Annotated in this window: 28 protein-coding genes, 2 tRNA genes and 1 other RNA gene; 15 read left to right on the top strand and 16 right to left on the bottom strand. The window is 71.4% G+C overall.

Annotated features, from left to right (window positions below; translation table 11 throughout):
* Positions 1-131 precede the first annotated feature (131 nt).
* Together ACGFIQ_RS17670 and ACGFIQ_RS17665 are read right to left on the bottom strand one after the other, a co-directional pair.
* Positions 132-1205, bottom strand: a complete 1074-nt coding sequence (locus ACGFIQ_RS17670; RefSeq protein WP_393244696.1) for a PHP domain-containing protein — start codon at positions 1203-1205, stop codon at positions 132-134.
* A 1-nt stretch (position 1206) separates the two neighbouring features.
* Entirely contained in the window at positions 1207-1977 is a 771-nt protein-coding gene (locus ACGFIQ_RS17665; RefSeq protein WP_393244694.1) for a M23 family metallopeptidase, read from the bottom strand.
* Between the two features lie 70 nt (positions 1978-2047).
* On the opposite strand from ACGFIQ_RS17665, the gene ACGFIQ_RS17660 reads away from it, so the two are divergent.
* From ACGFIQ_RS17660 to ACGFIQ_RS17645, 4 genes are all read left to right on the top strand, one after another.
* Positions 2048-2434, top strand: coding sequence for a hypothetical protein (locus ACGFIQ_RS17660; RefSeq protein WP_393244739.1), 387 nt, complete (start codon positions 2048-2050; stop codon positions 2432-2434).
* A 111-nt stretch (positions 2435-2545) separates the two neighbouring features.
* On the top strand, positions 2546-2713 hold the full coding sequence (locus ACGFIQ_RS17655; RefSeq protein ID WP_167393606.1) for a hypothetical protein: 168 nt from the start codon (positions 2546-2548) through the stop codon (positions 2711-2713).
* A 118-nt stretch (positions 2714-2831) separates the two neighbouring features.
* Complete coding sequence (locus tag ACGFIQ_RS17650) at positions 2832-3359, top strand: tRNA adenosine deaminase-associated protein (protein WP_357525093.1); 528 nt, start codon at positions 2832-2834, stop codon at positions 3357-3359.
* A gap of 145 nt (positions 3360-3504) precedes the next feature.
* Positions 3505-3951: a nucleoside deaminase gene (locus tag ACGFIQ_RS17645; protein WP_393244737.1), complete on the top strand. Its 447-nt coding sequence runs from the start codon at positions 3505-3507 to the stop codon at positions 3949-3951.
* Between the two features lie 10 nt (positions 3952-3961).
* Here ACGFIQ_RS17645 and ACGFIQ_RS17640 read toward each other — a convergent pair whose 3' ends face one another.
* Positions 3962-5119, bottom strand: coding sequence for a sensor histidine kinase (locus ACGFIQ_RS17640; RefSeq protein WP_393244692.1), 1158 nt, complete (start codon positions 5117-5119; stop codon positions 3962-3964).
* Positions 5116-5772 carry a response regulator transcription factor gene (locus ACGFIQ_RS17635; RefSeq protein ID WP_393244690.1) on the bottom strand — a complete coding sequence of 219 codons (657 nt, stop codon included), beginning with the start codon at positions 5770-5772 and terminating at the stop codon, positions 5116-5118. Before ACGFIQ_RS17635 ends, ACGFIQ_RS17640 begins: the two co-directional genes overlap by 4 nt.
* 131 nt (positions 5773-5903) lie before the next feature.
* On the opposite strand from ACGFIQ_RS17635, the gene ACGFIQ_RS17630 reads away from it, so the two are divergent.
* Genes ACGFIQ_RS17630 through ACGFIQ_RS17615 form a run of 4 tightly spaced genes read left to right on the top strand, consistent with a single transcriptional unit; the run spans position 5904 to position 9407 of the window.
* On the top strand, positions 5904-6428 hold the full coding sequence (locus ACGFIQ_RS17630; protein WP_393244688.1) for a hypothetical protein: 525 nt from the start codon (positions 5904-5906) through the stop codon (positions 6426-6428).
* Positions 6425-7510, top strand: coding sequence for a peptidoglycan-binding protein (locus tag ACGFIQ_RS17625; protein ID WP_393244686.1), 1086 nt, complete (start codon positions 6425-6427; stop codon positions 7508-7510). Before ACGFIQ_RS17630 ends, ACGFIQ_RS17625 begins: the two co-directional genes overlap by 4 nt.
* A complete protein-coding gene (locus ACGFIQ_RS17620; protein ID WP_393244684.1) occupies positions 7507-8202 on the top strand; it encodes an ABC transporter ATP-binding protein in 696 nt (231 codons plus the stop codon). The genes ACGFIQ_RS17625 and ACGFIQ_RS17620 overlap by 4 nt, the downstream gene beginning before the upstream one ends.
* Entirely contained in the window at positions 8202-9407 is a 1206-nt protein-coding gene (locus ACGFIQ_RS17615; protein WP_393244682.1) for an ABC transporter permease, read from the top strand. Before ACGFIQ_RS17620 ends, ACGFIQ_RS17615 begins: the two co-directional genes overlap by 1 nt.
* Before the next feature lie 170 nt (positions 9408-9577).
* On the opposite strand, the gene deoD is transcribed toward ACGFIQ_RS17615, so the two are convergent.
* Positions 9578-10285, bottom strand: coding sequence for a purine-nucleoside phosphorylase (deoD, locus tag ACGFIQ_RS17610; protein ID WP_393244680.1), 708 nt, complete (start codon positions 10283-10285; stop codon positions 9578-9580).
* A 75-nt stretch (positions 10286-10360) separates the two neighbouring features.
* On the opposite strand from deoD, the gene ACGFIQ_RS17605 reads away from it, so the two are divergent.
* Positions 10361-10447, top strand: a tRNA-Ser gene (locus tag ACGFIQ_RS17605).
* A 188-nt stretch (positions 10448-10635) separates the two neighbouring features.
* Complete coding sequence (locus ACGFIQ_RS17600; protein ID WP_393244678.1) at positions 10636-11562, top strand: hypothetical protein; 927 nt, start codon at positions 10636-10638, stop codon at positions 11560-11562.
* A 42-nt stretch (positions 11563-11604) separates the two neighbouring features.
* Here ACGFIQ_RS17600 and ACGFIQ_RS17595 read toward each other — a convergent pair whose 3' ends face one another.
* Both ACGFIQ_RS17595 and ACGFIQ_RS17590 read right to left on the bottom strand, forming a co-directional pair.
* Positions 11605-12741, bottom strand: coding sequence for an ice-binding family protein (locus tag ACGFIQ_RS17595; RefSeq protein ID WP_393244676.1), 1137 nt, complete (start codon positions 12739-12741; stop codon positions 11605-11607).
* A 125-nt stretch (positions 12742-12866) separates the two neighbouring features.
* On the bottom strand, positions 12867-13802 hold the full coding sequence (locus ACGFIQ_RS17590; protein ID WP_393244674.1) for a TetR/AcrR family transcriptional regulator C-terminal domain-containing protein: 936 nt from the start codon (positions 13800-13802) through the stop codon (positions 12867-12869).
* 182 nt (positions 13803-13984) lie between these two features.
* On the opposite strand from ACGFIQ_RS17590, the gene ACGFIQ_RS17585 reads away from it, so the two are divergent.
* Positions 13985-15598 carry a carboxylesterase/lipase family protein gene (locus ACGFIQ_RS17585; RefSeq protein WP_393244672.1) on the top strand — a complete coding sequence of 538 codons (1614 nt, stop codon included), beginning with the start codon at positions 13985-13987 and terminating at the stop codon, positions 15596-15598.
* Between the two features lie 27 nt (positions 15599-15625).
* Here ACGFIQ_RS17585 and ACGFIQ_RS17580 read toward each other — a convergent pair whose 3' ends face one another.
* Together ACGFIQ_RS17580 and ACGFIQ_RS17575 are read right to left on the bottom strand one after the other, a co-directional pair.
* Positions 15626-16120 (bottom strand): hypothetical protein, encoded by a 495-nt coding sequence (locus ACGFIQ_RS17580; RefSeq protein WP_393244670.1) that lies wholly within the window; start codon positions 16118-16120, stop codon positions 15626-15628.
* A 69-nt stretch (positions 16121-16189) separates the two neighbouring features.
* Positions 16190-16846 (bottom strand): TetR family transcriptional regulator, encoded by a 657-nt coding sequence (locus ACGFIQ_RS17575; protein WP_393244668.1) that lies wholly within the window; start codon positions 16844-16846, stop codon positions 16190-16192.
* Between the two features lie 90 nt (positions 16847-16936).
* Between ACGFIQ_RS17575 and ACGFIQ_RS17570 the strand changes: the two genes are divergently transcribed.
* Positions 16937-17818 (top strand): SDR family NAD(P)-dependent oxidoreductase, encoded by an 882-nt coding sequence (locus ACGFIQ_RS17570; RefSeq protein ID WP_393244666.1) that lies wholly within the window; start codon positions 16937-16939, stop codon positions 17816-17818.
* Here ACGFIQ_RS17570 and ACGFIQ_RS17565 read toward each other — a convergent pair whose 3' ends face one another.
* The 5 genes from ACGFIQ_RS17565 to ACGFIQ_RS17545 form a co-directional block, all read right to left on the bottom strand.
* On the bottom strand, positions 17819-18376 hold the full coding sequence (locus ACGFIQ_RS17565) for a hypothetical protein (protein ID WP_393244664.1): 558 nt from the start codon (positions 18374-18376) through the stop codon (positions 17819-17821). It abuts the gene before it with no gap.
* Between the two features lie 90 nt (positions 18377-18466).
* Positions 18467-19162: an alpha/beta hydrolase gene (locus ACGFIQ_RS17560; RefSeq protein ID WP_393244662.1), complete on the bottom strand. Its 696-nt coding sequence runs from the start codon at positions 19160-19162 to the stop codon at positions 18467-18469.
* 139 nt (positions 19163-19301) lie between these two features.
* A complete protein-coding gene (locus ACGFIQ_RS17555) occupies positions 19302-19493 on the bottom strand; it encodes a DUF397 domain-containing protein (RefSeq protein ID WP_393244661.1) in 192 nt (63 codons plus the stop codon).
* 85 nt (positions 19494-19578) lie between these two features.
* The gene (locus ACGFIQ_RS17550; protein ID WP_393244659.1) at positions 19579-19770 is read right to left on the bottom strand and encodes a DUF397 domain-containing protein; all 192 of its coding nucleotides are present in this window, start codon (positions 19768-19770) and stop codon (positions 19579-19581) included.
* Positions 19761-20528 (bottom strand): Scr1 family TA system antitoxin-like transcriptional regulator, encoded by a 768-nt coding sequence (locus ACGFIQ_RS17545; RefSeq protein ID WP_393244657.1) that lies wholly within the window; start codon positions 20526-20528, stop codon positions 19761-19763. Before ACGFIQ_RS17545 ends, ACGFIQ_RS17550 begins: the two co-directional genes overlap by 10 nt.
* Before the next feature lie 288 nt (positions 20529-20816).
* On the opposite strand from ACGFIQ_RS17545, the gene ACGFIQ_RS17540 reads away from it, so the two are divergent.
* Entirely contained in the window at positions 20817-20960 is a 144-nt protein-coding gene (locus ACGFIQ_RS17540; protein ID WP_393244655.1) for a hypothetical protein, read from the top strand.
* A 140-nt stretch (positions 20961-21100) separates the two neighbouring features.
* On the opposite strand, the gene ACGFIQ_RS17535 is transcribed toward ACGFIQ_RS17540, so the two are convergent.
* The gene (locus ACGFIQ_RS17535) at positions 21101-21937 is read right to left on the bottom strand and encodes a class I SAM-dependent methyltransferase (protein ID WP_393244653.1); all 837 of its coding nucleotides are present in this window, start codon (positions 21935-21937) and stop codon (positions 21101-21103) included.
* A gap of 105 nt (positions 21938-22042) precedes the next feature.
* Here ACGFIQ_RS17535 and ACGFIQ_RS17530 point away from each other — a divergent pair, with 105 nt between their 5' ends.
* The gene (locus ACGFIQ_RS17530) at positions 22043-22480 is read left to right on the top strand and encodes a YbaB/EbfC family nucleoid-associated protein (protein ID WP_393244651.1); all 438 of its coding nucleotides are present in this window, start codon (positions 22043-22045) and stop codon (positions 22478-22480) included.
* Positions 22481-22738: 258 nt separating this feature from the next.
* Here ACGFIQ_RS17530 and ACGFIQ_RS17525 read toward each other — a convergent pair.
* Positions 22739-22823, bottom strand: a tRNA-Ser gene (locus ACGFIQ_RS17525).
* Between the two features lie 82 nt (positions 22824-22905).
* Here ACGFIQ_RS17525 and ffs point away from each other — a divergent pair.
* Positions 22906-22995: signal recognition particle sRNA small type (gene ffs / locus ACGFIQ_RS17520), an RNA gene on the top strand.
* Positions 22996-23020: the final 25 nt, after the last annotated feature.

Raw genomic sequence — 23020 nt, 5'->3', positions numbered from 1 at the left:
ATCCGGCGCGTGATCGACTCGGCTTTCTTGAAGTCGCGGTGTCCAAGGCAGTGGGACAGGCCGATTTCAAGAAAGCCGAGTCGATCAAGGCCGAACCGTGCCTGAGGTGTCGTGGTGGGCGGGAGCGCTGGTCAGGACCGTTCGCGCGTCCAGGCGACCAACTGCTCCGCCGGCCAGGTGTTGATCACCGAGTCGGCGGGGACGCCGCAGAGGGCGGCCCGCTCACAGCCGAACCGCTGCCAGTCGAGCTGGCCGGGCGCGTGCGCGTCGGTGTTGATGGCGAAGCGGCAGCCGGCCTCCAGCGCGCGACGGATCAGGCGCTTCGGCGGATCCTGCCGCTCCGGCCGAGAGTTGATCTCGACGGCGGTGTCGTGCTCGGCGCAGGCGGCGAAGACGGCCTCCGCGTCGAAGTCGCTCTCCGCCCTGGTGCGGGCGCGGTGCCCCCGGTCGCCCGGACCGGTCACCCCGGCCGGGCGGGACGACACCATCCGGCCGGTGACGTGACCGAGGATGTCCAGGTGCGGGTTGGCGACCGCGGCCAGCATGCGCCGGGTCATCTTCGACCGCTCGTCCTTCAGACCGCTGTGCACCGAGCCGACCACCACGTCCAGCCGGGCCAGCAACTCGTCGTCCTGGTCGAGTGAGCCGTCGGCGAGGATGTCCACCTCGATCCCGGTGAGGATCCGGAACCCCTCCGGCAGCGCGGCGTTGACCTGCGCCACGTGGTCGAGCTGCCGACGCAGGCGCTCCGCGGTCAGCCCCCGGGCCACCGTCAGGCGGGGCGAGTGGTCGGTCAACACCAGGTACTCGTGGCCCAACTCCACCGCGGCCAGCGCCATCTCCTCGATGGGCGAGCCGCCGTCGGACCAGTCCGAGTGGGTGTGGCAGTCGCCCTTCAGGGCGGCGCGCAGCGCCGTGGCCTCGGCATCCAGGTCGCTGCCCTCGGTCGCCACCAGCCGGCGCAGGTAGACCGGCTCCTCGCCGGCCAGCGACTCCGCCACGCAGCGGGCCGTCACGTCGCCGACACCTGCCAACTCGGTGAGCGTGCCGTTGTCGGCCCGCGCGGCAACCTCGGTCGCCGGCAGACCCGCCAACGCCTTCGCCGCCGACCGGAACGCCCGTACCCGGTACGTGGCCTCGTTCGCGCGTTCGAGCAGGAACGCGATGCGTCGCAGGTCGGCGATGGGATCCCTGGCGCCAGCCATGTCAGGGCGCCTTCGGGCAGCCGTTTTTGCGCTGCCACGCGACGACCTCGGCGGCCGGGTCCCGGTTGTCGCCGCGCCGCCACGAATCCAGGTACCGCGCCGGCCAGAGCACACCGCGCCGGATCCACCAGCCGTCCTTGCCGGTGCACGGCGGCGAGATGCCGAAGTGCACGTGGCAGACGTTGTTGGCGTTGCCGGTGCGCCCCACCTTGCCGAGCTGTTGCCCGGCGCGGACCCGCACACCGGCGTCGACGCCGCTGGACACCATGCTCAGGTGCGAGCCGTAGTAACGCACCCCGTCGTCGCCGAGCAGGGACACCGACAGGCCGCCGTTGTCCGGGCCCTGCGGCCCACGCTTGGTGTACCGGTCGACCCGACTCACCTCCAGCACCGTCCCGTCGGTCACCGCGACGAACGGCTCACCGCAGTCGGCGAACAGGTCCGTGGCGGGGTACGCCCCGTGCGTCGGGTGGTAGTCCACGTTGTCGGCGCGTACCGGAAAGACGTGCTTCAGCCCGGTGCGAGGTGTCGTCGGCGACGGCCTGGCCGACGACGGCGCCGGGCGGGTCTGGCCGGTCGCGGTCGGCGTCGGCGTGGCCGTCGGCGACGCCGGCTGGTCGGCGGTCGCCCAGACCGCGGACGGCGTCGGCGGGGCGTCGCCGGTCGGCACCCCCGGCCGGGTGGTCGCGCAGCCGGCGGCCAGCACCGGGGCGAGAAGCAGCAGGATCGGGTACGCCGGACGCGCGCGGCGGCTGATCGTCGGCGAGGGCATCCAGCCATCCTGGCAGAGCCGGTACCGTGAGCACGAGCGGCACGCGTGAGGGAGGGCAGCGACGGTGACCATCGCCCGACCCGATCCTGGCCCGGATCCGGCTGTCGTCGCGCAGCAGGTGGCGCGTACCCCCTCGGGGCTCTTCCCCGCCGGGCCACCGTCCCGCCCGACCTACCGCGAGCCGCACCCGGTGACCGGTGGTGGCGTCGCCGTCGGCGGTGCCGCGGCGACCGCCTGGCTGCTGCTGTTCGGCCTGCTCGGCACCGATGTGACGAGTTACGCGTGGTGGACGGTGCTGGCGGGTCTGCTGGCGTGGGTGACCGCGCTGGTGCTGATCCGCTACGGCGATCGCGGGGTCGCCACCGGGGTCGCCATCGTCACGGCGGGTGGCTGGAGCATCGCCGCCGCCGTGGTGGTGGTCCGTTGGGCCACCAGCGGTGACTGGCCGCTGTGGTGATCGGGCGGCCGTGGTGATTTGGCGGTCGTGGACGACTGCGGCGCGTGCCCGGTTGGCTGCGTAGCGAACGCCGTCTTGACGTGGCCGCCGAGACTCGGCACGCTCGGCACTATGGCCTGGACCACCCCGCGACAGGACCCGGATCGCAGTCGCCGTCGCCTGCAGTTGCTGGCCGAGTTGGCGGGTGCCCGCGCGGTACGCCAGCGCAGCCGACCACAGCGGCAGCGCACCGAGCGTCTGCGCCAGCTCATCGCTACCCGTCGTCGAGTAACCGGCTGATCCAACTTTGTCAGGAATGACCGACCCTTCGGGGCGTTGACGAGTCGCCCGCCGACCCGACCGGCTAACGTGCACGCGTAACGAGTCGACGCTGTGTCGAGGGGCTATTGGGGGGACCGTGTCGTACTTCGCTGCGGCCGTGGTGCGTGACGACAGTGGCTGGACCGCCGCCGAGGTCAGCCTGCGTGGCGCCACCGACATCGACGAGGTTGCCGAGCGGCTGCGTGACGTCGACCAGGAGGCCGACGTGTCGCTGCTCTTCGTCGAGGCCGATGACGCGTACCTGGTGATCCTGCGTCTCGACGAGGGCGAGGATCTGCGGGTGTTCGGCTCGGACTCCGCGTACGCCGAGGAGTCGCCGCTGGGCGCGCTGCTGGTCGGTGACCTGAAGACCTCGGTAACCGGGCTCGACGGCGACGACGAGCCGCGCCCGGTGACCACCGGTGACGAGGAGAGCGAGCAGCCCGTCGTCGATCCGGAGGCCGATCCGGTGGGTGAGGCCGACCTGCTGGCCAACCTGGGCATCTCCGCGCAGAAGCTGCTGACCCTGTGCACGCACGAGGGAATGCTGCCGGCGGACGTCACCGCCGAGATCTGCCAGGTGCTCGGCTGTGCCGACGAGGTCGAGGAGTTGCGTGAGGTCTGAGCCGGCCGACGCGACCGACCCGGCTCTGGAGACGATCCGACCGGGGCAGCCGACTCCCGGTGCGGTGGGGCGTGCCGGACCGGGCGCCTCCGAGGGCCTGGCCGACCCGGGTGCGGTCGGCCGCCGGCAGCGCCACGAGCTGTGGATGCGCCGTGCCCTGGAGGTCGCCGTCACCGGCGCTGACGACGCTGCGGCGCGCGCCACCGACGTGGACGACGTGCCGGTGGGTGCGGTGCTCTACGGGCCGGACGGGACCGAGTTGGCCACCGGGCGCAACGAACGGGAGCTGACCGGCGACCCCACCGCCCACGCCGAGGTGCTGGCCCTGCGCCGGGGTGCCGAGCGGGCCGGCCGGTGGCGGCTGGACGGCTGCACCCTGGTGGTCACCCTGGAACCGTGCACCATGTGCGCGGGGGCGCTGGTGCTGGCCCGGGTCTCCACAGTCGTCTTCGGCGCGTGGGAGCCCAAGACCGGCGCGGCCGGATCACTCTGGGACGTGCTCCGCGACCGCCGGCTCAACCATCGACCCGAGGTCTACGGCGGCGTGCTGGAGGCCGAGACCGCCGCCGTCCTGCGCGCCTTCTTCCGCTGAGGTCGCCGGCTCAGGCCACCGGCAGGGTGACCGTGACGGTCAGGCCGCCCGCCGGGCGGGGCTGCGCGTCGACGGTGCCACCGTGTGCGCGGGCCACCGCGCGGACGATCGACAAGCCCAGCCCGAAGCCCCGGACCCCGGCGACCCGCTCCCGCGACAGCCGGCGGAACGGCTGGAACATGATCTCGATGTCGTAGCCGGCGATCGCCGGGCCGGTGTTGGTCACCGTCAGGGTGGCCCGGCCGTCGGCGGACAGGCCGGTGCGAACCTCCACCCAGCCGTCGGCGGGCAGGTTGTGCCGCACCGCGTTCTCCACCAGGTTGACGGTGAGCCGTTCCACGAGCACCGGGTCGCCGCTGACCGGGGCCGGTGCGAGCGACCGGCGTATCGGGACGTCGGGGGCCTGCTTCCCCGCCTGGTCGATGACGTGCGCGCAGACCTCGGCCAGGTCGATCGGCGTACGCTCGGTCAGCTCGTTCTCCGAGTCGGCCAGGGTCAGCAGGCCGTCGATCAGCCGTTCGTGCCGCTCGTTGATCGCCAGCAGCGACTCGCCCAGTCGACGCGTCTCCGCCGACGCCTCCGGCCGGGTGACCGCCAGCTCCACCAGGGCCCGGTTGAGCGCCAGCGGGGTACGCAGCTCGTGCGAGGCGTTCGCCACGAACCGGCGCTGCCCGTCGAAGGAACGGTCCAACCGTTCCAACATCTCGTCGAACGTGTCGGCGAGTTCGCGTACCTCGTCGCGGGGGCCGGTGAGCGCGATCCGCTCGTGCAGGCCGCGGCCGGCGGTGTCCGCGCCGGCGATCCGTCGGGCCGTGCCGGTGATCTGGTGCAGTGGCTGCAACGCCCGGCCGGCGAGCAGCCAGCCGAAGGCGATCGCCACCGCCGACACCACGACCAACGCGATGCCGCCCTGGGTGAGCAGGGACTCCAACGCGTTGCGTTTCGCCTCCTGCTGTACCTCCTGCAAGAGGGCGCGCACATTGTCGATGTTCTGCCCGCTGGGCGTCGTGGGGGTGGTCTTCGGCAGGTCGCTCAGTTTCACCCCGAACGGCTGCGGCATCCGCTGATCCACGAGCACGTACGTGACGGCCAGCAGGACCACGCCGGCCAGTAGGAAGAGCCCACCGTAGATGAGGGTGAGGCGGGCACGGATGGTCAGGCGTTTCATCGGATCTGGTACCCCGTTCCGGGCACCGTCTCGATTACCGGCGGGTCGCCGAGCTTGCGGCGAAGCTTCATCACGGTGACCCGGACGACGTTGGTGAACGGGTCGATGTGCTCGTCCCAGGCACGTTCCAGCAGCTCCTCGGCGGAGACCACCGCGCCGTCGGCCCGCATCAGCTCGGCGAGCACCGCGAACTCCTTGCGGGACAGCGCCACGTGCCGGTCGTCGCGGCGTACCTCGTGGCGGGCCGGGTCGAGCTGGATGCCGGCGCGACGCAGCGTCGGCGGTGCCGCCGGGCGGGCACGCCGGGTCAGCGCGTGCACCCGCGCCGACAGCTCGACCAGGGCGAACGGCTTGGTCAGGTAGTCGTCGGCACCGAGCGCCAACCCCGCCACCCGCTCCCGGACCGCCGCCGCCGCGGTCAGCATCAGGACCCGGGTCTCCCCGCCCGCGTCCACGATCGCCCGGCACACGTCGTCGCCGTGCACCACCGGCAGGTCCCGGTCCAGGACCACCACGTCGTACTCGTTGACACCGAGCCGCTCCAGCGCGGCGTCACCGTCGTACGCCACGTCGACCGCGAACGACTCCCGCCGCAGCCACTCGGCGATGGCGTCCGCCAACACGATCTCGTCCTCGACCACCAGCACTCTCACCCCTCCATCGTCCTCGGGGTGCGGTAACGGCGGCATAACCGCCGACGGTAACGCCGGGGATACGCCCGCTGGCGTGCACTGGGTGCCGACGTTCGACGAATCACGTCGGACCCACAGCGGAGGTGGACACCATGCGACGACAGGTCCTCGCGATACCCGTCCTGCTCGCCCTGGCGCTGGGCGGGTGCGGCGCGGGAGGCGACGACGGTGGCGGCGTCGCGACGGCCGGTGGGGCGACGACAAGCGTCACGGCCAGCGGTGCGCCGGTCAGCGACTCGGACCGGCAGCTCGCCTTCGCCCGGTGCATGCGGGAGAACGGGGTGGACATGCCCGACCCGGAGGCCGGCGGCCGTCCGGGCTTCCGCTTCGGCGCGAACGTGGACCGGCAGAAGGTCCAGGCGGCCATGGAGAAGTGCCAGGACAAGCTGCCCAACGGTGGGCAGGGCCCGCAGCTCAACCCCGAGCAGGCCGAGCAGATGCGCACGCTGGCCAAGTGCATGCGGGAGAACGGGGTGCCGGACTTCCCGGACCCGGACGCCGACGGACGGGTCCGGATCGGGGCGGGCGGCAACGGGATCGACATCGGCGACCCGGCCATGAAGGCCGCGATGGAGAAGTGCCGGCAACACGCACCACAGTTCGGGGGTGGCCGGTGACCAGCGCCATCCGACGCGCACGGCTGCGCGCTGCCGTCATCGGCGGCAGCGTCCTGCTTGTCGCCGCCGTGGGCGTGACCGCCGCGGTGGGCTTCGGCGGCGGCGCAGACCGCGCCGAGGCCGACAACGCGGCGCCGGCCACCGCGACCGTCACCCGCCAGACCCTCGCCGACTCGGAGACCGCCGACGGTGAGCTGGGGTACGGCGCGACGCGTACCGCCACGGCGAAACTCACCGGCACCGTCACCGCGTTGCCGGCGACCGGGTCGACGGTGCGCCGAGGTCAGGCGCTCTACTCGGTCGACAACGAGGAGGTGGTGCTCCTCTACGGCGGGCTGCCCGCGTACCGGACCCTCGCCCCCGGGGTGGAGGGTGCCGACGTCGCGCAGTTCGAACGGAACCTCAAGGCGCTGGGCTACACCGGCTTCACCGTCGACGACGAGTACACCGGTTCCACCGCGGACGCCGTGCGGGAGTGGCAGGAGGACCTCGGCCTGGCCGAGACCGGTCGGGTCGAGCCGGGGCGGATCGTCTACGCCGACCGGGAGGTCCGGGTGGAGAGTCACCAGGCGGACGTCGGTGATCTCACGAAGCCGGGCCAGGCGGTGCTCGCCCACACCGGCACCAGCCGCCTGGTCACCGTCGAGTTGGACATGGACGACCAGCGGCTGGCCAAGCGCGACGCGAAGGTCAGCGTCAAGCTGCCGGACGGCCGGGCCGTGGGGGGCACGGTCAGCACGATCGAGACCGTCATCCAGGCCGGTGCCGCCGAAGCCAACGGCCAGTCCGGCGACGCCGAGACGAAGATCGAGGTGACGGTCGCCGTCGCCGATCCGAAGGCCCTCACCGGCTTCGACCAGGCCAGCGTCGACGTCGTGTTCACCGCCGCGGAGCGCCGGGACGTCCTCACCGTGCCGGTGTCGGCGCTTCTCGCCCTCGCCGAGGGCGGCTACGGCGTGCAAATCGCCGACGGGGAGGCGAGCCGGGTCGCCGCCGTGACCACGGGGCTGTTCGCCGACGGCCGGGTGGAGGTCACCGGCGCGGACATCACCGAGGGTACGACAGTGGTGGTGCCGACATGACCGGCGAGGTGATCGTGCTCGACCGGGTCAGCAAACGGTACGCCGGCGACGTCGTCGCGTTGGACGACGTGTCGCTGCGGATCGGCTACGGCGAGCTGGTGGCGATCGTCGGCCCGTCCGGGTCGGGCAAGTCGACGATGCTGCACCTGATCGGCACCCTGGACCGGCCGTCGTCGGGCAGCGTGCTCGTCGACGGGTACGACGCGGCGAAGTTGACCGACCGGGAGCTGTCGGCCCTGCGGGCCAGCCGGATCGGCTTCGTCTTCCAGCAGTTCCACCTGGCCCCCGGTGTCCCGATCGTGGACAACGTGGCAGACGGCCTGCTCTATTCAGGCGTACCCCTGCGGAGGCGGCGCGAACGGGCGGAGGCCGCGTTGGTCCGGGTTGGGCTGGGCCACCGGCTCGGGCACCGGCCGCACGAGCTTTCCGGCGGGGAACGGCAGCGGGTGGCCGTGGCGCGGGCGGTGGTCGGCGAGCCGGCGGTGCTGCTGGCCGACGAGCCGACCGGCAACCTGGACTCCGCGTCCGGTGCCGGCGTGCTGGAGTTGCTGCACGAGCTGCACCGGGCCGGCACCACAGTCGTGGTGATCACCCACGACCGGGAGATCGCGGCGGGTCTGCCCCGGCAGGTGCGGATGCGCGACGGCGCGGTGCGGCACGACTCGGCCCGCACGCCCGGTGGGGTCGGCTGATGGCGACGTCGACTCTCACCCCGGCCCGGATGGGGCCGGGTGACGTCCTGCGGGTCGGCGGGGTGGGGCTGCGCACCCGTCCGCTACGGGCGTTCCTCTCCGCGCTGGGCATCGCCATCGGTATCGCCGCGATGATCGCGGTCGTCGGGATCTCGTCGTCGTCCCGCGCGGAACTGGACCGGGCGCTCGACGCGCTCGGCACCAACCTGCTCACCGTCGAGCCGGGCAGCACCCTGTTCGGGGCGGACGCCCAACTGCCCGAGGAGTCGATCGCGATGATCGGGCGGATCGGCCCGGTGACCGAGGTGTCCGCGACCGGGCAGGTCCCCGACGCCAAGGTCTACCGTTCGGACCGGATCCCGGCCGCGGAGACCGGCGGCATCGCCACCCGGGCCGCCCAGCTGGACCTGCTCGGCACGGTCGGGGCCGAGCTGACCAGCGGCACCTGGCTCAACGAGGCGACCGCCCACTACCCGGCGGTGGTGCTGGGTGCCACCGCCGCGCAACGGCTCGGAATCACCGTGGCCGACCCGCAGGTGCAGGTGTGGCTGGGTGGTCGGGCGTTCACCGTGGTCGGCGTCCTCGCCGCCGCACCACTCGCCCCGGAGCTGGACACCTCGGCGTTGGTCGGCTGGCCGGCGGCGGGCGACTACCTGGGCTTCGACGGGCACCCGACCACCGTCTACACCCGGGCGCGGGAGTCGCAGGTCGAGGCGGTCCGGTCGGTGCTCGGCGCGACCGCCAACCCGGCGGCGCCGAACGAGGTCGAGGTGTCCCGTCCCTCGGACGCGCTGGCCGCCGCCGAGGCGACCGACGACGCGTTCACCGGGCTGCTGCTGGGCCTGGGCGCGGTCGCCCTGCTGGTCGGTGGGGTCGGCGTGGCGAACACCATGGTGATCTCGGTCTTGGAGCGGCGGGCCGAGATCGGCCTGCGTCGCTCGCTCGGCGCCACCCGCGGCCAGGTACGGACCCAGTTCCTCGCCGAGTCGCTGCTGCTCTCCGCGCTCGGCGGGATCGGCGGGGTGCTGCTGGGTGTCCTGGTCACCTCGGGGTACGCGTTCTCCCAGGACTGGCCGACAGTGGTGCCGGCCTGGGCGATGCTCGGCGGAGTGGGCGCGACCCTGGTCATCGGCGGTTTCGCGGGCCTCTACCCGGCGGTGCGCGCCGCCCGCCTCGCGCCGACGGAGGCGCTGGCCGCCGTGTGACCGGAGTACCGGCCGGGCTGGCGTGCCGGTCGGGCCGGCGTGGTGCCGGTCGGGCTGTCGTCGCGGCTTGGCCGGCGCGGGCCGGCTACATGCATGAGAGCGTGATGACTGTGCGGCATCAATATGCCGCACAGTCATCACGCTCATCGCGGTGACGGCCGCCCGACGGGTCAGGCGATGATCGTGTCGAGGGCGATCTCGACCATCTGGCTGAAGGTCTGCTCCCGCTCCTCCGAGGTGGTCTTCTCGCCGGTCTTGATGTGGTCGCTGACGGTCAGCACGGTCAGCGCGCGGGCCTTGAACCGGGCGGCGATCGTGTAGAGCGCCGCCGACTCCATCTCCACCGCCAGCACGCCGTAGTCGGCGAGGGTGTCGTAGAGGTCCGGCCGGTCGATGTAGAAGGCGTCCGCCGCCAGGATCGGCCCGACGTGCATGCTGATGCCGCGCCGCTCGGCCACCTCGACCGAGGTACGCAGCAGCCCGAAGTCGGCCACCGGGGCGTAGTCGATCAACCCGTCGAAGCGCATCCGGTTCATGTTCGAGTCGGTGGACGACCCGATCGCGGCCACCACGTCCCGCAGTTGCAGGTCGGTGCTGAGGGCGCCGCAGGAGCCGACCCGGATCAGCGTCTTCACGCCGTACTCGTTGATCAACTCGTGGGCGTAGATGGAGGCGGACGGCATGCCCATGCCGGAGCCCTGGACGGAAACCTCGACACCGTTCCAGCGGCCGGTGAAGCCCAGCATGCCCCGGACCGTCGAGTAGCAGGTAGCGCCCTCAAGGTAGGTCTCCGCGATCCACTTGGCCCGCAGCGGGTCACCCGGCATCAGGACCCGCTCGGCGATCTCGCCCGGCTTCGCGCCGATGTGCGTACTCATGGCAAAGATCCTGCCAGGCCGGCGTGGGCGATACCGGTTCGGCGTCGGAACCGGCGGTCCTGTACCCTCGTCGGCGGTGGCGTGTCCGAGCGGCCTAAGGAGCACGCCTCGAAAGCGTGTGAGGGTTAACGCCCTCCGAGGGTTCAAATCCCTCCGCCACCGCTCCGAAGTGCGAGAACGCCCGGCAGATCCGCGAGGATCGGCCGGGCGTTCCGCTTGCGGCACATCGCCGCCCACGCCCTCGGACCGCTGGTGGCGGTGGTCGTCACGGCCGCCTCGATGCTGCTGGGCGTGACCTGTAGTGGTGCCCGGCTACCCTGGACGCGGTTGCGAGGGGGGTACTGGGATACATGGATGACGCAGGCCGCGCCGCCGACGCCGGAGACGCCCCGGCCGCTCCCCGCCGCGGCCGGCCCGCCCGGCCGATCGCCGCCCTGCTCACCGCATGCCTCGTCGGCCTGGCCTCGACGGCCACCTGGTACATCGAGCGGCGGACCGACTCGTTGGAGCGGCAGCAGCGTCAGGAGGAGCGGGCCCTGTTCGAACGGGCGTGCAACGACCCGATCTCCGCCGCGGCGATGGTGATCAACATGCCGACCTTCGCCAGCCGTTGCCCGGTGGGGCTGCGGCACCTGCTCTCGATACCAGCCGACGAGGTCCGCCCGGGTCCGGCGTTGGTCGACGCCTACCTGGCCCGGCTGTTCATCCTGCTCGGCGCCCAGGTTCCCGGTGGGGATGTCGGGCCGTACCTCAGTGCGCTGCACCGCGACGACGGCCACGCCGCCGCCCTCCGTGCGGCGAACCGGGCCATCCGGTCCTGCCAGGCGGTGCTGCCGACCAACCCGCCCACGCCCGCCCCGAACGTCTCCGGGCTACCGGCGGGCTTCTGGGACGACCCGCAGCACATCGAGGTGCGCCCGCAACGCTCGACGGTGCGGGTGAGCGGCGCGCCGGGCGGGGGCACGGTGATCGACGTCCGGGTGGTCGAGACGACTCCGTCCTGCCTGACCCGGGCACCGGAGGAGCTGCCGGTGCCGCGGTACATCGGCACCACCGCCCTGAGCCTGTCCTTCAGCCCCGGCACCGGCCCAAGCGGGCAACGGGTGTGGCTGCTCGACCGCATCAACGCCTGCCCGGTGCGCCCGGACCCACTGGCCTCAGCCAAGATCATCAACGCCGACTCGATGATCCGGCGCAGATCGATCCGGGCAAGTGCGACCGACTCCCTCTTCGCCTACGCCGAGAGCGCCTGCCCATCGCCGCCCAGCCCGCGGTGAGCCGCCCCGGCCAGGCTGGTTCGTGGAGCGGCTGTGCCACCGTCAGGCGACCGAGAACGTGACGGTTCCGGTGTAGGCGCCCGCGACGGCGGTCGGCGGGATCTGGACCGAGACGACGGGGTCCCAGGTCGCCGAGTTGTTGCCGATGCCGTTGGTGAGGGTGAACGCCGTCCGTTCGACATTGATGATCTCCGCGTCGCCGGCGGTGGGCTGGCCCGAGGTGAAGGTGCCGATACCGCTGGTGGCGGTGGCGGGCCCCGACCAGCAGGAGACGTTGGCGTTGGAGATCGTGTGCACCGGGATGCCGCTGGTGACGAAGTCCGTCGCGACGACGGTGGCGGTCCAGATCGGCGCGGACAGCAGGCGCTCGTCCGTCACCGTGACCGGGCCCAGGTTTCCCGACACGACTCCGCCGAGGTCGGCGCTGCCCAGGTCGGCTGTCGTCGGTGCGCTGATCGACAGCTCGCCGGGTACCGCGCAGGTCGAGCTGGTGATGGTGGCGGTGTCCATGGTGACCGCGCCGTTGATCGCCAGGGTGCGGCCGTCCACCTGGAGCGCCGCGCCCACGGTGATCGAGGTGAAGGCCAGCAGGTTGCCGCGCAGCGTGGAGTCGGCGCCGAGTGTGGCGGAGCTGCCGACCTGCCAGAAGACATTGCAGGCCTGGGCGCCGTTGACCAGGTTCACCGTGCTCGACGCGCCGGTGATGAGCGTGCTGGTGGTCTTGAAGATGAATACCGCGTTCGGGTCACCCTCCGCGTCGAGGGTCAGATCGCCGGTGATGTTGAAGGTGCCCGCCACGGATTCGTACACCCCGGTGGTCTTGGTGGTCCCACCGAGTTGGTCCGAGACGACCTCGGTGGTCGTTCGCCCGGCGGCGTCGTTGTAGGCGATGGCCAGATCGGTCTGGCCGGCGACGGCGGCGGCGTCGTTGGAGTGCAGTGATCCGTTGAGCTGGCCCGGAGGGAAACCGGTCACCGCCGTGCCCGGGCTCACGCCGATGTCGCCGTTGACCGTGCTGAGCCCGGTGCTGGTGATCGTCGTGCCGGCGAGGACCGCGAAGTTGGCGGCGGCGCCCAGCGGCACCGGCAACTCGGCCGCACTCGCGCTCCGCGGGACGGCCAGCACGGCCAGGGCGATGATCGCGCCCACCAGGGTCAGGGCAGAAGCGACCCGGGACATCCCGGTGATCCTGGGGGACGTGTCCGTGCTGCTGAAGATCGCCATGTTCCCTCGGGCCGCTTGACGGGTGAAAGCCTCTCAACGCCCCATATTGGCATAGCACAGCACAAAACGGACTTGATCCGTCAAGGTCCCAGAAGCTTCGCCACCCCGTCGAGCAGGCGTTGCAGGCCGAACTCGAAGAGGCTGTCGACGTTGAGATCGATCTCCGATCGGGACAGCCGCGCCAGGTGCGGGAACTCACCAGCGGTGAACAGGCCGGCCAACACCTCGGCCTGGGTCACCATCCACTCGTCGTCGGTCAGACCGGTGTCCTGTTCCGCCTCGGCCCCCTGTTGCAGGTTCACCGCCGTGCCCCGCACGTGGTTGGCGAGAGTCGCCACCAGATGGAGCTGGGTGTGGTGGTCCAGGCCGTGCCCGGCGACGGCGCGCAGAGCCCATTCGGTGTGCGCGACGGCGTGCGGCGCCAGCAGCGGACGGGTCACCGAGATCACCTGGGCCAGCCAGGGATGCCGACGGTAGATCGACCACTGGAGCCGGCAGAGCAGCTCCAACTGGGCTCGCCACCCGGGCGGGAACGTCCGGGGCAGACGCTGGGCCGCGAAGGCGGCGTCCGCCATCAACAGCAGAAGCTGCTCCTTGCCCCGGACCTGCCGATACAACGACATGGTCGGCACGTCCAGCTCGGTGGCGATGCGTCGCATGCTCAGCCCGGCCAACCCCTCGGCGTCGGCGATCCCGGTGGCGGTTCGCACCACCTGGTCGCGGGTCACCCCGCGGGCCGGCCGTCGACGTGCGTCGCCCCGCGCGGACCGACCGGCCGGCGTCGACTCGGGGCCGATCACCACCATGCCCACGCCGGGCACCGCCCGGACCAGCTCCTCCTGGCGGAGCAGGGTGAGCGCCCGGCTGGCGGTCGCCATGGCGACCCCCCACTCCCGAACGATCTGGCGGGTGGACGGCACCCGGTCGCCGGGGCCCAGCTCGCCCACCGCGATGCGCCGCCGCAACTCCCCGACGATGCGCAGATAGGGAGGAGTGGAGTCGTCGATCTCGGTCACGATGCCCCTCCCGGCGGTCGGGAATGACAGTAGCGCACTAGAGCGCCGACGGCCGTCCCGTCGATGGTCGCCGGTCGCACGGCTGGGCGTACTAGAGCCCTCTGGGCGAACGACTGACGGATCGGCATGCTCACCACCACGCGGTGCGTACGCCGTACCGGATTTGCCGAATGAGGAGAGTCATGACCAGGATTCCGTACCCCCGCTGGGCCGTCGTGCTGGGCGCCATCGCGCTCCTCGCGCCGGCGATGGCCGTCGGCCCGGCCGCGGCGACCGACGACCGCCGCGGCGCGGCAGTCGTCCGCATCGACCAGGGCACGGTACGCGGCAGCGTCTCGGCGGACCACCTGTCGTTCCAGGGCATTCCGTACGCCCGCCCGCCGCTGGGCGCGCTGCGCTGGGCACCACCGCAGCCGGGGCCGGTCTGGGCCGGTGTCCGGGACGCGACGAAGCCGGGTGCCGCCTGCGCCCAACTGCAGGGGCTCCCGATGGATCGTGCCGCGGACTCCGAGGACTGCCTGCACCTGAATGTCACGACCCCGCGTACCGCCGCACGGACACCCCGACCGGTCATGGTGTGGCTGCACGGCGGCGACTTCCGGTTCGGCAGGGGAGACGTGTACGACGGGCAGCGGTTGGCGGCCAACGGCGATGTCGTCGTCGTCACGGTGAACTACCGGCTCGGCGCGCTGGGGTTCCTGGCGCATCCGGCGCTGGCCGGCCCGGGTGGGGTCGCCGGCAACTTCGGGTTGCAGGATCAGCAGGCCGCGCTGCGCTGGGTGCGGCGCAACGCGGCGGCCTTCGGGGGTGACCCGGGCAACGTCACAGTGTTCGGCCAGTCCGCTGGGGCCACAAGCGTCTGCGCGCACCTCGCCGCGCCGGGCTCCGCCGGCCTGTTCCACCGCGCGATCCTGCAGAGCAACTCGTGCGCCAACCCGGTGCAGACCCGGGTCGAGGCGGCACGGGCGGCCGAGGAGTTCGCGAGGAACGTCGGCTGCGCCGACCCGGGCACTGTCGCCGCCTGCCTGCGCGGGCGTGACCCCGCCCAGTTGGTCGAAACGGCCGGCTACCCCGGTGCGGGTGTCGACCTCGGCCCGGTCGTCGACGGCCGCACGTTGCCGGTGGACCCGGCCCACGCGCTGGCCACCGGGAAACTGCATCAGGTGCCGGTGCTGACCGGGATGAATCGCGACGAGTCCCGCCTCGTGGTGTGGGGCATGGAGCACAGCGGACTGAACTGCCCGGAGCCGCAGCCGCAGCCGGGAGATGAGGCCGAGTCGTGCCCACTCACCGACGATCAGTACCGGGACCAAATACGCGGAATGTTCGGCGACCGGGCGGAGGAGGTGCTGGCCCGTTATCCCCGCAACGACAAGCAGTTTGCCAGCGAGACGCTGGGGGCCGTGTTGACCGACCACGACTACGCCGAGCCGATCTACTCCGCGGCGTTGGCGTTCGCGCGGCGGGTGCCGACGTACCTGTACGAGTTCGCCGACGACGACGCGCCGTTCTTCACCAAGGGGCCCGAGCCGACCTTCCCCACCGGGGCGTACCACTGCGCCGAACTGCCGTACCTGTTCACCGTCGACTACGCCGAGGCGTTCACGCCTGCCCAGCAGCGGCTCTCCGACGAGATGGTCCGGGTCTGGAGCGACTTCGCCCGGACGGGTCGGGCCGGTTGGCCCCGACTGCGCGGTGCCGCCCCGTACGTGCGGGTGTTCGCCGGGGGCGGGGAATCGGGCACCACGGGCTTCGCCGCAGCCCACTCGTACGACTTCTGGCGGTCGTTGCGCTGATGTCGCCCGGCCGGTCGGGTGCGCCGGTCAGCATGGGCCCGCACCCTCCTCGAAGAGGCGGCGGGCCCAGTCCGCGTACCCGGCGATGGTTTTCTGGACCGTGCGTCCGTTGTGCAGGAAGAGGTACGCGCGGTCGCCGCTGCGGGCGAGTAGCCCGTCCAGGCGGTGCGTCCCGTGCGGAGCGCGCAGTCGGGTGACAAGCGGATAGCGGGCCCAGACCTGGTCGATGGGCGACCCGGCGGTGATGCCCTCCGGTGTCCGCATCGGCGCACCGACCCAGAGCAGCACCAACCTGTCTTCCATGAAGACCGGGCTGACCGTGTCGTGGCCGGCGAGCATCGGCCCGCATGCATCCATGGTGGTCAGCAGGATGCCGCGTCGGGTCAGCTCTTCCTCGCTGGCACCGAACTCGATGTTGCGCAGGCCGTTCAGGTCGATGATCTCCACGCTGCTGGCGGGTTGGCCGTCCGGGATCGGCCCGGTCGGCGGCACTCCGCTGCCAGCGATCAAGGCAGCCGTCATCAGCGTGGCAATAAACGCAAATTGTCGCAATTTCATGGAATCCCCCAGTCCCCAACGGGACGGGAGCGTTCAGGTTGCTGCCGGTCTCCGTATTTCTGCGCGGCCTGCGGCGTGTGTCGCGAAAGGATCGTCGCGGTGTCCGCGGATGGTGGCTGCCGGGTGCAGAAATGCGAAGGCCCGGTCGAGCAGCGCGGCTCGGTCGGCGGTGCCGTCGGAGCGCAGCCACTCCTGCGACACCGTGTCGAGGATCGCCGCCGCGGCGTTGGTGAGAAGCTCCGCGTCGAACGGGTCGAGCCGCACACCCGGTCGATCGCGCAGGGCGTCGCTGACCTGTCGGCGCCACTGCGTCCGCTTCTGGTGCAGGCGGGCACGCAGCGACGGGGTCGACTCGATCAGGCGGAGGCTGGCCAGCGTCTGCTCCGACGTGTGGATCTGCCGTTCCCACTGGCTCAGCACCCGGTGCAGGGACTCCCACGGGTCCTCGTCGGCGGGCCGTGCGCAGATGGCCTCGACGACCTGTTCGCCGGTGACGTCCACCCCGCCGAACACGGCGTCCTCCTTCGCCGGGAAGTAGCGGAAGAAGCTCCGTTTGGTCAGCCCGGCGGCCTGGGCGATCTCGTCGACAGTTGTCGCGTCGAACCCGCGTGCCGCGAACAGGTCCAGCGCCACCCGGGCGAGCTCTGCGCGAACCGCGCGGCGCGTGCGTTCCCGTAGTCCGTCAGCCACGCACCGAAGTCTACTTCACAACATCACATGTCGAACCTGTCACTCGGTGTCGTATATTGATGTCGACCTGAGCAGAGGGAGGCGACAGCTATGACGCTGAACGGCAAAACCGTCCTGGTGACCGGCGGCACGGGCGGAATCGGCAAGGAGACCGCCCGCGGGCTGGCTCGGCTCGACGCCCGTGTCGTCCTCGTCGGGCGCGACCCTGGTCGGGCAGCCGCTGCGGCAGTGGAGCTCCAGCGCGACACCGGCAACGGCAACATCGACACGCTCACCGCCGATCTGACCCGGCGGAGCCAGCTGCACCGACTGGCCGACCAGGTGACCGCGCGGTACGGCGGCGTGGACGTGCTGATCAACAACGTCGGCATGACCAGGGGACGACGCGAACTGACCGAGGACGGCATCGAGACCGCCTTCGCCGCCAACGTCATCGCCCCGTACCTGCTGACCCACCTGTTGCTGCCGGCGCTGAAGCGTGTCCCGGCGGCCCGGGTCATCAACATCACCGGCGGCATTCCGCGCGGACGAATCGACCTCGACAACCTGCAGGGCGAGAAGTCCTACGTCGGGCTGTCGTTCTACAACCAGACCAAGCTGGCGCTGATGGCGATGAGTTACACGTTCGCCGAACGCCTGACCGGCACCGGCGTGACCCTCAACGTGGCCTACCCCGGCCACGCGTACACGTCGATGAACCGGGGCCTGACCAGCAGCACCTACCCGACGTGGGCGCGGCCCGTCGTCCCGCTGCTCCGTCTGGCGCTGCCGATCCTCTACGGACACCGGGCGGTGGTCAAGGCGTCGAGGTCAAGCATCTACCTCGCCTCCAGCCCGCAGGCACAGGGCATGCACCGGACCTACGTCAACAGCCGGTCCCAGCGCACCCCGTGGCCCGCCGCGGTCCTCGACAGGCACAACCGCGACAACATCTGGGCGCTCTGCGAAAAGCTCGCCGGCCAGGCCGCGTAGTCAGCGGTCTTCCTCCCACTGCTCGACCAGTTCGTCCCAGTAGTCGGCACTGAGCCGACGCCGCCCGTGCGCCAACCAGCCGTCGGTGTTGCGCTCCAGGTGCAACCCCAGTTCGGCGAACGGGTCGATCCACGCACCCGGCTCCACGCCGAGCCGCGTCAACGCCGAGTTGATCGGCCACCTGTCGCGCGGGGCGTCGAAGACATCGTCGAAACGTGGGCCCCACGACAGCGCCCCGTCCAGCCACACCGCCGCCGCCTGGTAGCCGGCGCCGCCGAAGAACTCCGCCTCCAGGTACGCCACGGGCCCCGACGTGGACCAGGCCGACAGCAACTCGACAAGCGGCGGCGACAGCACCAGCCCGAACGGCTGCGCGACGCTGGGATCATCCGCCGCGTAGTCCGGCAGCGACCCGGTCAGCTCGACAATCAACTGCGGGGTGACCGGCAGCAGTGCGAAGTCCTGGCGCAACTCGCCGAGGACCGCGTGATCCAGCTCGGCGGTCTGCTCCCGAAGCAGCTCGGCGTCCGCGACCACCGCGCTGAGCTGGTAACCCATCGATCTCTCCGTCGTCCACAGCCTGTGGATAGAACATGTGTACGACGGTGATGCGATCCGTCGGTGCCTGGCACCGTACCCGTGTGGTGGTCAGGCCCGTCCCGGCGGCACCGCTACGGCCCGCACCGTGTCGGCGAGCAGGTGCGGATGGGACAGCATCGGGTGGTGGCCGGCGGGTAGTTCGACAGTTCGGGCCGCGCGGGCGGCCTGGGACCGTTGGAGAGCGGGAGGTGTGGCCCGGTCCTCGGCGCAGACGACCGCCGTCGACGGCAGGTGACGCCAACCCGCGTGGCGGACCGGGGCGGCGAGCACCGAAGCGTCCTGCCAGGTCAGGCGGGCGACCGCGCCCTCGACCGCCTGCTCGTCGCAGTCCTGGAGAAACAGTTCGCGCACCAACTCGCGTCGCGCGCCAAATGTGCCGTCCGGCAAGAATTCCAGGTGGGGGGCCGGCTCCGCCGGGCCGAGGTGGGCAAGGGCCTGCCCGACGTCCGGCAGGAACGAGCTGACGTACACCAGATGAGCGACCTCGCCGGCGTCGGCGGCCTCGGTCGCGACCACCCCGCCGTAGGAGTGCCCCACCAGCACCGCCGGCCCGACCTCGCGCAGCACCCGTCGAGTCTCCGCGACGTCCGCCGCGAAGTCGGACGCGGCACCCGCCACCTCGCCGCAGCTCGGCAGCCGGACGGCGACACTGCCCAGCCCGTCGGCTCCCAGTGCGTCCGCGACCCGCGACCACCACCACTCCCCGTCGCGGACGCAGGCACCGTGCACGAAGACCACTCTCATCGCCGTCTCCCTACGCTTCGACAGTCATCCCCGGGGGATGCGTTGGCCACGTTGGTCCTCGGGGTGGCCGGACGTCGGGATCTGTCCAAGATCTCGCCGGGTCGCGTCCGTCGAGGGGTTACCGAGTCGTCGGACCCGTTCAGGCCCGCTGGGCGAGTTGGTTGACGAACGCGCGCCAGGCCGTCGGCGCGAAGGCGAGCGTCGGGCCGGTCGGGTCCTTGGAATCGCGTACGCCGACCACGTCGGCCAGATTGTCGGCGACCTCCACACACGCGCCGCCGTTGCCGCTGCTGCGGCTGCTCTTGCGCCACCGCGCGCCGTTCAGCTCCATGACTCCGCCACTTCCGTGATGAGATCGACTGTCCAACATCTCGCTGGGTCGCGTCCGTCGAGGGTTACCGAGTCGTCGGACCCGTTCAGGCCCGCCGGGCGAGTTGGTTGACGAACGCGCGCCAGGCCGTCGGCGCGAAGGCGAGCGTCGGGCCGGTCGGGTCCTTGGAATCGCGTACGCCGACCACGTCGGCCAGGTTGACGACGACCTCCACGCAGTTGCCGCCGTTGCCGCTGCTGCGGCTGCTCTTACGCCACCGTGCGCCGTTCAGCTCCATGACTCCGCCACTTCCGTGATGAGATCGACAGACTGCCGGTGGGACAGCGCCTCCCCGCGCACGTTCTCCCATGCCGCCATTATGGTCGCGATCTCGTCCGGGTCGCTAACGACTTGTCCCTGGAGTTGGTTGTCCAGGTAGCCGGCGACCCGGTGGTCATGGCTGTGCGCGATCACGAACGGCCCGTTGAGGCCCGCGTAGGCACCGACCACACTGGGCACCACGTGCACCCGGATGTGCGGCTCGGCGCAGGCCGCCGCCACGGCCAGCAGTTGCTCGCGCATGGTCGACCGGCCGCCGACCGGACGGCGGATGACCGCCTCGTCGATGACCGCCGTGAACTGCGGCGGGTCGTCCCGCTTGAGCACACCCTGGCGGCCCATTCGGACCGTGAGATGCCGCTCGATCTCGCTCCGAGGGATCAGGCCCGCGCCGCTCAGCACCGCGCGGGCGTACGCCGAGGTTTGCAGCAAGCCCGGCAGAACCGTCGATTCGTACGACCGCAGCGACACCGCCTCCCGCTCGATCTCCTGCCACGAACGGAACCAGATGGGGTCGCGACGTCTTGAAGTGTCCGGCCAAATGTCCGCCACGTCCTTATGGAGGGCCTCCGCCGCCGCCAGCCGGTGCCGGGGATGCGGGATGCGCCCCTCGGCCAACCAACGCCCCACGGTCTTCGGGTCGACGCCGACGGTCTCGGCGAGGGATTCGGCGGTGTGCCCGGTGTCGCTGAGCGCCACCCGCAACGCGTCGTTCACGGCTCCTCCATCGGATGTCTCTGATATCTGGAAACCATATCGATACGCGGTGTAGTTGTCTGGTGACGCGCCCGAGGGTGAATCGTAGAAGACGGCGTGGCCGGTGGAGGCGCAGGGGCCCGGTGGTCGGCGTCAGTTCGGGTGCCGCCCCGACGGGGAAGCGGGGCGGCACCCCTTCCAGGCCGAAGGAGGCCCGCGCATGCCCCGCCGCCGCCACCGGGAGCCCGTCCCACCTGGCGCTGCGCGGCGTGCGGCATCGCCTGGCCGTGCTCGGCGGCGAAGCTGCGGTTGCTCGGCGAGTACCGGCACGATCGGCTGGCGTTGACCGTCTACCTGGCGACACTTCAGGCCGAGGCCGGTGCACACCTCACCGACGTCGACCCGGCCAGCCTGAGCGAACGCTTCCTCTCCTGGACCCGCGCCCGTGCCTGACCGTGCTGCCTCGTCTGGGCCCGCACCCACCTGGGCCCGCACCTACCTGTGCCCGCAACCACCTGTAGAGCTGCCCCACGGATGGGGCACCTCTCACCGGGCGCGCATCGTGCGCACGCTCCCCGTGGCGGCCCCGGATGTCAGGGGCGCCAGATCGCCACCTCGATGTCGCCTCGCCGCTCGGCGAAGCGGCCGTCACGTGCGGCAGTCGTCAAGAGCTGGCGCAGATCCGCCTCGAAGGCCGGGAGCCGGTCGGCGAACAGGTGTGGCGCCGAACTGGACAGCGAGAACACCGCAGAGGTGATCTCGTCCACTGTGCGTTCCACGACGACCCCCTGCTCGACGGCGATCCGGGTGGGGCCGGTGAAGCCCGCCGCGCGCATGATCTCGCCCTCACCAGAGGGAGTGCCCGCTGGCAACAACCCCTGGCCGGCCCGGCGGACCGGCCCCAGGTAACTGGCGACCAGGTCGTCGATCTCCGGCCAGGGCGCTCGGGGGTACGGCAGTGGGTCGTCCCCGGCCATGCCCTGGTGCGTGGTGGCGCCGACGTGGACCCAGGCCCCGTCGGGCGTGAGCATGTCGCGGACGCGACGAGCCACCAGCGAACGATCCATCCAGTGGAACGACTGGGCGAACGTGGCCACCCGGAACGTACCCAGGTTGGCCGGCAGTGCCTCGGCGCGCAGGTGTCGCCACTCGACGTTCGTCACCCCGAGGCCGTTGGCCCTGCGTTGCCCCTCGACGAGCATGTCCGGGTCGGCGTCGACGCCCACCGCCGCCTCGAACAGGGGGGCGAGCAGCAGCGTCAACGATCCGGGCCCGCAGCCCACGTCGAGGAGCCGACCGGTGCCGTCGAGGTCGAGCGCGCTGCGGATCGCCTCGGCGAGACCGGGTGGGTAGGGCAGTCGTCCGACGCTGTAGTGGCGGGCGCTGCCCGCGTACAAGGTCTCGTCCCACTGCCACGTCGCCTCGGTCACGACGTCGATGAGACCACGGGGCGGGTTGTGACGCCTCAGATATACGCCGGTTCATGTTAATCTCCCTCAGCTCACCATGATCACTTTGAGCGACCGAGGGGACACATGACTGCCGAGGTTCCACACGCGGGAGGGCTCCTGGACCCGGACGGCGCCATGGATCGGCTGGCGGAGTGGAAGGGGCGTCTGGACCAGTTGGCGAGCGCCACCGACGCGATGAGTGACCGGATCCAGGAGCTACGGGTGACGGCCGCCGACGACAACGGGCTGGTGGAGGTCACCGTCGACTCGGCGGGGGCGCTCGTCGATCTACAACTCGGCCAGCGGGTCCAACGGGTCGCGCCCGACGTCGTCGCCCGGACGATCATGAACACGATCGGTGTGGCCAAGCGTCAACTGGCCGACCGCGCGCAGGAGATCATCGGCGACACGCTGGGGACCGATTCGCCCGCGGCGCGGGCCATCGCCGAACGCGTCGGGCAGCAGCTGCGCGACGCCAACCCCGCGGTGGACGATCCGGGCGAGCAGCACGGCCGGTGGTGACCCGCTGAACAGCGGATTCGAGGTCGACGCCGAGCAGCGCGGGCCGGGTCGGTAGCGCCGCCCCGTACCTGGGGCAGCTCTACAGGTATCGGGGGGAGCACTACCGACCGCCAGCACGCGCTACATCAACGCGGTGTGCGCCGATTCGGCGAGGTCAAGGTCGCAAGCGCCTGACATCCGGGCTGACGCCGGCGCAGAGACGACTCAGGGCCGGTCCCCGTTGAGGGTCGGCCCTGTCGTTCGTGCAGCTCAGGCGAGCGGAGGATACGAGATTCGAACTCGTGAGGGTGTAAACCCAACACGCTTTCCAAGCGTGCGCCCTAGGCCTCTAGGCGAATCCTCCGCGAGCCAGGATACAGGCCCCCGCCGGCCGGGCCACCCCACCACCCCCTGAAGATCGACCGGCGGTCGGGTAGGCTTGGCGGCACCTCCCGTGCGGCGGTATCTCGTGAACCTCCCCAGGGCCGGAAGGCAGCAAGGATAAGCGAGCTCTGCCGGGTGCACGGGAGGCCTTTTTGTCTGTGGGCCGGTTGATCCACT

This window comes from Micromonospora sp. NPDC048898 (assembly GCF_043198035.1).
Lineage (GTDB): Bacteria > Actinomycetota > Actinomycetes > Mycobacteriales > Micromonosporaceae > Micromonospora.
This window is presented reverse-complemented; position numbering and strand designations above follow the sequence as displayed.

Excerpts from the sequence above, each read along its gene's own strand:
- ACGFIQ_RS17670 (WP_393244696.1), bottom strand. The coding sequence starts at position 1,205 with ATGGCTGGCGCCAGGGATCCCATCGCCGACCTGCGACGCATCGCGTTC.
- ACGFIQ_RS17665 (WP_393244694.1), bottom strand. The coding sequence starts at position 1,977 with ATGCCCTCGCCGACGATCAGCCGCCGCGCGCGTCCGGCGTACCCGATC.
- ACGFIQ_RS17655 (WP_167393606.1), top strand. The coding sequence starts at position 2,546 with ATGGCCTGGACCACCCCGCGACAGGACCCGGATCGCAGTCGCCGTCGC.
- ACGFIQ_RS17645 (WP_393244737.1), top strand. The coding sequence starts at position 3,505 with ATGCGCCGTGCCCTGGAGGTCGCCGTCACCGGCGCTGACGACGCTGCG.
- ACGFIQ_RS17640 (WP_393244692.1), bottom strand. The coding sequence starts at position 5,119 with ATGAAACGCCTGACCATCCGTGCCCGCCTCACCCTCATCTACGGTGGG.
- ACGFIQ_RS17630 (WP_393244688.1), top strand. The coding sequence starts at position 5,904 with ATGCGACGACAGGTCCTCGCGATACCCGTCCTGCTCGCCCTGGCGCTG.
- ACGFIQ_RS17620 (WP_393244684.1), top strand. The coding sequence starts at position 7,507 with ATGACCGGCGAGGTGATCGTGCTCGACCGGGTCAGCAAACGGTACGCC.
- ACGFIQ_RS17615 (WP_393244682.1), top strand. The coding sequence starts at position 8,202 with ATGGCGACGTCGACTCTCACCCCGGCCCGGATGGGGCCGGGTGACGTC.
- deoD (WP_393244680.1), bottom strand. The coding sequence starts at position 10,285 with ATGAGTACGCACATCGGCGCGAAGCCGGGCGAGATCGCCGAGCGGGTC.
- ACGFIQ_RS17600 (WP_393244678.1), top strand. The coding sequence starts at position 10,636 with ATGGATGACGCAGGCCGCGCCGCCGACGCCGGAGACGCCCCGGCCGCT.
- ACGFIQ_RS17595 (WP_393244676.1), bottom strand. The coding sequence starts at position 12,741 with ATGTCCCGGGTCGCTTCTGCCCTGACCCTGGTGGGCGCGATCATCGCC.
- ACGFIQ_RS17585 (WP_393244672.1), top strand. The coding sequence starts at position 13,985 with ATGACCAGGATTCCGTACCCCCGCTGGGCCGTCGTGCTGGGCGCCATC.
- ACGFIQ_RS17580 (WP_393244670.1), bottom strand. The coding sequence starts at position 16,120 with ATGACGGCTGCCTTGATCGCTGGCAGCGGAGTGCCGCCGACCGGGCCG.
- ACGFIQ_RS17570 (WP_393244666.1), top strand. The coding sequence starts at position 16,937 with ATGACGCTGAACGGCAAAACCGTCCTGGTGACCGGCGGCACGGGCGGA.
- ACGFIQ_RS17565 (WP_393244664.1), bottom strand. The coding sequence starts at position 18,376 with ATGGGTTACCAGCTCAGCGCGGTGGTCGCGGACGCCGAGCTGCTTCGG.
- ACGFIQ_RS17560 (WP_393244662.1), bottom strand. The coding sequence starts at position 19,162 with ATGAGAGTGGTCTTCGTGCACGGTGCCTGCGTCCGCGACGGGGAGTGG.
- ACGFIQ_RS17555 (WP_393244661.1), bottom strand. The coding sequence starts at position 19,493 with ATGGAGCTGAACGGCGCGCGGTGGCGCAAGAGCAGCCGCAGCAGCGGC.
- ACGFIQ_RS17550 (WP_393244659.1), bottom strand. The coding sequence starts at position 19,770 with ATGGAGCTGAACGGCGCACGGTGGCGTAAGAGCAGCCGCAGCAGCGGC.
- ACGFIQ_RS17530 (WP_393244651.1), top strand. The coding sequence starts at position 22,043 with ATGACTGCCGAGGTTCCACACGCGGGAGGGCTCCTGGACCCGGACGGC.